Genomic DNA, 6,360 nt, shown 5'->3' on the forward strand with positions numbered 1-6,360 from the left:
CCTCCGCCGGTGCGGGGACCGTCCGCGTCCACCGGCGCCCGCGCGTCGTCGTCGTCCCGACCGGGTCGGAGCTGGTGCCGCCGGGGGAGCCCCTGCGCCGCGGCCAGGTCGCCGACTCCAACTCCCTCCTCCTCGTCGCCGCGGCTGAGGCAGCCGGGTGCGACGCCGTGCGCGTGCCGGCGGTCCCGGACGACCCGGACCGGCTGCGCGCGGTGCTGGCCGACCTGGAGGCGGACGCGGACCTCGTCGTCACCACCGGCGGGGTGAGCGTCGGCGCCTACGACGTGGTCAAGGCCGCCCTCACCGGCTGGGGCGACGTCCGGTTCGTGCGGGTGGCGATGCAGCCCGGCAAGCCGCAGGGGCTCGGTCGGCTCCCGGGCGGCACGCCCGTCCTGTGCCTGCCCGGCAACCCGGTCAGCGCCCACGTGTCCTTCGAGGTGTTCGTGCGGCCGGCACTGCTGCGCCTGCGCGGCGTCGAGCGGCTCGACCGGCCGACCATGCGGGCCGAGGTCTCCGACGGCTGGCGCACCCCGCCGGGCCGGGCCCAGTACATGCCCGTGGCGCTCGTGCGCGGCGACGACGGCGTGCTGCGGGTCGGGCGGGCCGTCTCCGGCGGCTCGGGCTCGCACCTCGTCGCGGGCCTGGCGCAGTCCGACGGCCTGGCGTTCGTCGACGCGGACGTGGACGAGGTCCGGCCGGGCGACGTGCTGCCGGTGTTCCGCACGGGCGGCTGACGGGCGGCTGACCGGCGCCGGTCAGCCGCCGATCGCGCTCATGGGCCGGTCGGGCTGGAGGAACGCCGGGTCGTCGATGTCGTGCCCGGGCTTCTTGCCGGCCAGGCACGCCCGGATGGCCGCGCCGAGGGCGTCGTCGTCGGCCCCCTCGCGCAGGAGGGTGCGCAGGTCCGTCTCCGTGCGGGAGAACAGGCACGAGCGCACCTGCCCGTCGGCGGTGAGGCGCACGCGGTCGCACGTCCCGCAGAACGGGGACGACACGGACGCGATGACGCCGACCGTCGCCGGCCCGTCGTCGACGACCCACAGCTCGGCCGGTGCGGAGCCACGCCCGCCGACCTCCGTGAGCCGGAACGCCCCCCGCAGCCGCTCGAGGATCTCCGCCTGCGTGACCATCTGCGTCCGGTCCCACGTGTGGCCGGCGTCCAGCGGCATCTGCTCGATGAAGCGCATCTGGTAGCCGCGGTCCACGGCGAACCGGGTGAGCGCCACGACCTCGTCCTCGTTGACCCCGCGCATCGCCACCGCGTTGAGCTTGATGGGGTGGAGGCCGACGGCGTCCGCGGCCGCGATGCCGCCGAGCGTCTGGGGCAGGCGGTCGCGGCGCGTCAGCTGCGTGAACCGCTCGCGGTCCAGCGTGTCCAGGCTGATGTTGACGCGGGCGAGGCCGGCGTCCTTGAGCTCCCCTGCCAGCGCCGGCAGCCGCAGGGCGTTCGTGGTCAGCGACACCTCGGGCGCGCCGTTCGGCCCGCGCAGCGCGGCCAGGCGCCGCACCACGTCGACGACGTCGGGCCGCAGCAGCGGCTCGCCGCCGGTGAGCCGGATCTCCTCGATGCCCAGGCCGACGGCGACGCGGGCGATGCGCACGAGCTCGTCGGTGCTGAGCATCTGCGACCCGGGCAGCCACGGCACACCCTCGGCCGGCATGCAGTAGGTGCACCGCAGGGAGCAGCGGTCGGTCAGGGAGATACGGAGGTCCCGGTGGACGCGGCCGTACCGGTCCAGGAGCGGGCCGCCGGGGGCGGTCGCGGTCATCGGGGGTCCCCCATGTCGCCGGAGCCCTCCAGGCCCACCCAGACGTGCTCGCCGTCCGCGAGCACCTCCTTCTTCCACACCGGCAGCTCGGCCTTGACCTGCTCCACCAGCGCGGCGCACACGTCGAAGGCCGGGTGGCGGTGGGCCGTCGCGACCGCGGCGACGATCGCCGCCTCGCCGACGGCCAGCCGACCGACCCGGTGGCTCACCGCGACGCCCAGGACGCCGTCGCGCGCGGCCCAGGCGGCGGCGATCCGCGCGAGGACGTCGCCGGCGTCCGGGTGCGCCGAGTACTCCAGCGCGACGACCTCACCGGTGACCCCGGGGTCGTGGTCGCGGACGCGCCCGAGGAACGTCGCGACGGCGCCGGACGCGGGGTGAGCGACCGCCTCGACGTGCTCGTCGAGGACCAGGGGACGGTCGGTGATCCGCGTCAGCGGCATCCGCAGGTCCTCCGTGTGCGTCGTCGGTGCGTCGTCGGTGCGTCGTCGGCGGGTCGTCCGTGCGTCGTCGTGCCGACGTCCCACGCTACCCCGGCACCCGGTGGACGCCTTCGGCGAGCGCCGTGGCAATGCTCCGGCGGTCGGTCCGCGGGAAGATCGTGGCCCGCGCGCTGTTGTGCTCGACGACGGCGTCGCACGGACCGGTCGGGCACAGGGAAGAGGTCAGCATGCTGCAGTTCGGCTACAAGGCGTCCGCGGAGCAGTTCGCGCCGCGGGAGCTCCTCGAGTACGGCGTGGCGGCGGAGCGGGCGGGCTTCGACTCGGTGTTCGTCAGCGACCACCTCCAGCCGTGGCGGCACACCGGTGGCCACGCCCCCGCCGCGCTGCCGTGGCTGGGCGCCCTGCTGGAGCGCACGGAGCGGGTGACCGTCGGGACGAGCGTGCTGACCCCCACCTTCCGCTACCACCCGGGCGTCGTCGCGCACGCCTTCGCGACGCTCGGCTCGCTGGCGCCGGGCCGCGTGATCCTCGGCATCGGGTCCGGCGAGGCGATGAACGAGGCGCCGCTGGGCATCGAGTGGCCCGACGGCAAAGAGCGGTTCGCCCGGTTCAAGGAGGCGATCCAGCTCATCCAGGAGCTGTGGGCGGGGGAGCGGGTGACGTTCGAGGGGACGCACTACCGCACGGAGCAGGCGACGATCTACGACCGGCCGGACGAGCGGGTCCCGATCTACGTGGCGGCCTCCGGGCCCGCGGCGACGCGTCTCGCCGGGCGCGTCGGGGACGGGTTCATCACCACCTCCGGCAAGGGCCGGGAGCTGTACACCGAGACGCTCCTGCCCGCCCTCGCCGAGGGTGCCGCGAAGGCGGGGCGCAGCACCACCGACATGGACCTCATGATGGAGGTCAAGGTCTCCTTCGACACCGACCGTGCCCGCGCCCTGGAGGACACCCGCTACTGGGGTGCCCTGGCCCTGTCGAGCGAGGAGAAGACGGGCGTCGAGGACCCCGTCGAGATGGAGCGCCTCGCGGACGCCCTGCCGGTCGAGCGGACCGCGTCGCGGTGGATCGTCTCCGACGACGCCGAGGAGCACGTGGAGCGCGTCTGGGAGTACGTGGACATGGGCTTCACGCACCTCGTCTTCCACGCGCCCGGGCCGGACCAGGGCCGGTTCATCGACCTCTACCGCGAGCAGGTCCTGCCGCGGCTGCACGCGCGCGCCGGCCGCTGACGGACCCTCACGGCACCCGGAACGACAGCACGGGCCGGTCGTCGGGCGTCCGCAGCACGGTGCTGCGGACGCCGTAGACCGCGTCCACGACCTCGGGCACGAGCACGTCGCCCACCGGTCCCGCCGCGGCCACCCGGCCGTCGGCCAGCAGCACGACGTCGTCGCAGTGGGCGGCGGCCAGGTTGAGGTCGTGGACGGCGACGACCGCCGTGAGCCCGGCGGCGGTCGCGGTGCGGACCAGGCCCAGGACGGCGAGCTGGGCGCGGACGTCGAGGTGGTTGGTCGGCTCGTCCAGGAGGAGCAGCTGCGGCTCCTGGGCCAGGCCGCGTGCGAGGTGCACGCGCTGGCGCTCACCGCCCGAGAGCGTCGCCAGGCTGCGGTCGGCCAGGTCGGCGAGCGCGACGGCGTCCAGGGCCTGCTCGACGGCGTGCGCGTCCTGCGTCGTGACACCCGCGAGCAGGCCGTGGTACGGCGCCCGGCCGAGCCCGACGACGTCCCGGACCGTCAGGTCGAGGTCGGTGTGCGCGTCCTGCTCGACGAACGCGACCCGTCGCGCGCGCTGCCGCGGTCGCAGCGCGTGGAGGTCCGCGCCGCGCCACGTGACGCTGCCGGTCGGACCCCCGCGACCGTGCAGGGCTCCGCTGACGCCGGCGACGAAGCGCAGCAGGCTCGACTTGCCCGCGCCGTTCGGGCCGAGGAGGCCGACGAGCCGCCCCTCCGGCGCGTCGAGGTCGACGCCGTCCAGGACGTCCCGGCCCCCGACGCGCCAGCGCACGTCCCGCACGCGCAGGGTCATGCCGGTGCCCCGCGGCGGCGCAGGACCCAGGCGAACACGGGTGCGCCGACGAGCGCCGTGAGGATGCCCACGGGCAGCTCGCGGGGCGCGAAGACGGTGCGGGCGGCGGTGTCCGCCCAGATGAGGAAGGAGGCGCCCACCAGCGCCGTGAGCGGCAGCAGGAGGCGGTGCCCCGCCCCGACCAGGAGCCGCACGGCGTGCGGCAGGACGAGGCCCACGAAGCCGATGGCGCCCGCCACGGCGACCAGGGCGCCGGTCAGCAGCGCCACGCCCAGGAGCAGCAGCCGGCGGACCCGGCGGACGTCGACCCCGAGCGAGGCCGCGGTGGTGTCGCCGAAGGCGAAGGCGTCGAGCGTGCCCGCGGCGAGCACGAGCAGCCCGCCGACCACGAGCACCGTCGGCACGGCGATCGCGGCGCTCTGCCAGGTCGCGGCCCCGAGCGAGCCCATGAGCCAGCTGAGGATCTCGCGGTAGGAGTCGCCGTCGGCGGACCAGAAGACCACGAACGACGTCGCCGCGGCCCCCAGCTGGGAGACCGCGACCCCCGCCAGCACGGTGCGGGTCGGCGTGACGGCGCCGGCCGACCCGGCCAGCGCGAGCGTGAGCACCAGCGCGGCGAGCGCCCCGACGAAGGCGGCGAGCGGCAGGGCGACCGCCGCCCCCAGGACGACCACGACGACGGCGCCCGTGGACGCCCCGGAGGACAGGCCCAGCAGGTACGGGTCGGCGAGGGGGTTGCGCAGGAGGCTCTGCATGACCGCGCCGCACAGGGCGAGCCCGGCGCCGACCGCGGCCGCCGTGAGGACCCGGGGCAGGCGCAGGTCCCAGACGATGGAGTCGCGCAGCTCGGTGAGGGGGGCGGTGCCGACGCCGAGGTGCGCGCCGATCGACCGCCAGACGTCCACCGGCCCGATCCCCGCCGGGCCCACCGTGACCGCGAGGACGACGGAGACCACGAGGGCGACCAGCGCCAGGACCAGGACCAGGGGAGCGGGTGCCCGCCGGCGGGCCCACGGGGCGGCACCGTGCCCCGGCGCGGGGGTCGGCGTCCCGTCGGGCCCCGCGCCCGTGTCCGTCGCGCCGCGGCGTCCCCGCCCGTGCGCGGAGCCGTCGTCGCGCGCGGGGTCCCGCAGGGGCGTGACCGTGCTGGTCACGGTGCGCCGTCCGCGTCCGGGACCTCGATCGCCGCGAGCTCCTGCGCCAGCCGGGCGGCCGCATCGACGTTGCGCACGCCCGCCTCCGTGGCGGCGAACGGCACCACGAGGTAGCGCTGCTCCCGGACGGCCGCCAGGCGCGACGCGGTGGGGTGCGCCTCGAGGAGGTCGATCTTCTGCTGCGCACTGTTCCACGTCGCGTCGACGAGCACGATGACGTCCGGGTCCGCCTCGACGACCTGCTCCCAGCCGAAGGGCGTCCAACTGTCCTGCACCTCGGCCGCGACGTTCTCCAGGCCGACGGCGTCCATGATCATGGCCGGGGCGCCGATCCCCGCGCCGACGTACGGCACGTCGGCGCCCGAGGAGTACCACAGCGCCCGCAGCCCCCGGGTGTCCGGCTCGACGGCGGCGAGGGCGGCGCGCTGCTCCTCGACGAGCGCGGCCGCGGCGTCGGGGACACCGAAGACGTCGCCGGCCTCGAGGACGTGCTCGAACACCGTCTCGAACGTCAGCGGGACCGGCCGTCCGGCCCCGCGGCACGCGGCCGGCGCCACGTAGGTGAGGACCCCCGCGCGCTCGAGCTCGGCGCGCTCGCCGACCCCGTCGGCCGAGAACGTGCTCTCCCAGCCCGCGAAGACCATGTCCGGCTCGAGCGCGAGGACCGCCTCGCGGCCCGGCGCGGCGTCGGCGACGACCGGGACGTCGGCCGCGTCCGCCGCCCACCGCTCCGGCACCGCGCCGTCGAGGAACGCCGCGCCGACGACGCGGTCCGCCAGGCCCAGGGCGAGGAGGAGCTCGAAGGTGCTCGACTTCACCGTCACCACACGCTGCGGGGGCGCCTCGACGGACGTGGTGACCCCGCAGTTGTCCAGGCGCAGCGCGGGCGAGGCGGTCGCCGCGAGGTCCGCCGCGGCCGGCGGGGTGCCGGTGGCCCCGCTCGCGTCCGGCGCCCCCGACCCGCAG

General features: G+C 76.4%; 7 protein-coding genes and 1 pseudogene. 2 read left to right on the forward strand and 6 right to left on the reverse strand.

Annotated elements, in window-relative coordinates; all coding sequences use genetic code 11:
• Nucleotides 1-734, forward strand: a 734-nt coding sequence (locus N866_RS15445; protein WP_034227987.1) for a molybdopterin molybdotransferase MoeA, incomplete at its 5' end; no start/stop codon positions are given.
• A 21-nt stretch (nucleotides 735-755) separates the two neighbouring features.
• Here N866_RS15445 and moaA read toward each other — a convergent pair.
• The 3 genes from moaA to N866_RS21040 all read right to left on the reverse strand — a co-directional run bounded on the left by moaA (nucleotide 756) and on the right by N866_RS21040 (nucleotide 2,441).
• Nucleotides 756-1,769: a GTP 3',8-cyclase MoaA gene (gene moaA, locus N866_RS15450; protein WP_034227989.1), complete on the reverse strand. Its 1,014-nt coding sequence runs from the start codon at nucleotides 1,767-1,769 to the stop codon at nucleotides 756-758.
• Nucleotides 1,766-2,212: a molybdenum cofactor biosynthesis protein MoaE gene (locus N866_RS15455; RefSeq protein WP_034227995.1), complete on the reverse strand. Its 447-nt coding sequence runs from the start codon at nucleotides 2,210-2,212 to the stop codon at nucleotides 1,766-1,768. Before N866_RS15455 ends, moaA begins: the two co-directional genes overlap by 4 nt.
• Nucleotides 2,213-2,297: 85 nt before the next feature.
• Entirely contained in the window at nucleotides 2,298-2,441 is a 144-nt protein-coding gene (locus tag N866_RS21040; RefSeq protein WP_155855414.1) for a hypothetical protein, read from the reverse strand.
• On the opposite strand from N866_RS21040, the gene fgd reads away from it, so the two are divergent.
• Entirely contained in the window at nucleotides 2,440-3,444 is a 1,005-nt protein-coding gene (fgd, locus tag N866_RS15460; protein ID WP_034227991.1) for a glucose-6-phosphate dehydrogenase (coenzyme-F420), read from the forward strand. The genes N866_RS21040 and fgd overlap by 2 nt on opposite strands.
• Nucleotides 3,445-3,703: 259 nt before the next feature.
• Here fgd and N866_RS15465 read toward each other — a convergent pair.
• From N866_RS15465 to N866_RS15475, 3 genes and pseudogenes are all read right to left on the reverse strand, one after another.
• A pseudogene (locus tag N866_RS15465) lies at nucleotides 3,704-4,240 on the reverse strand (ABC transporter ATP-binding protein); the annotation flags it as partial.
• On the reverse strand, nucleotides 4,237-5,226 hold the full coding sequence (locus tag N866_RS15470; protein ID WP_034227997.1) for a putative F420-0 ABC transporter permease subunit: 990 nt from the start codon (nucleotides 5,224-5,226) through the stop codon (nucleotides 4,237-4,239). The gene N866_RS15470 and the pseudogene N866_RS15465, both read right to left, overlap by 4 nt.
• 164 nt (nucleotides 5,227-5,390) lie before the next feature.
• Nucleotides 5,391-6,360, reverse strand: a 970-nt coding sequence (locus N866_RS15475) for a putative F420-0 ABC transporter substrate-binding protein (RefSeq protein WP_034227994.1), incomplete at its 5' end; no start/stop codon positions are given.

This window comes from Actinotalea ferrariae CF5-4 (genome assembly GCF_000603945.1).
Classification (GTDB): Bacteria; Actinomycetota; Actinomycetes; order Actinomycetales; family Cellulomonadaceae; genus Actinotalea; species Actinotalea ferrariae.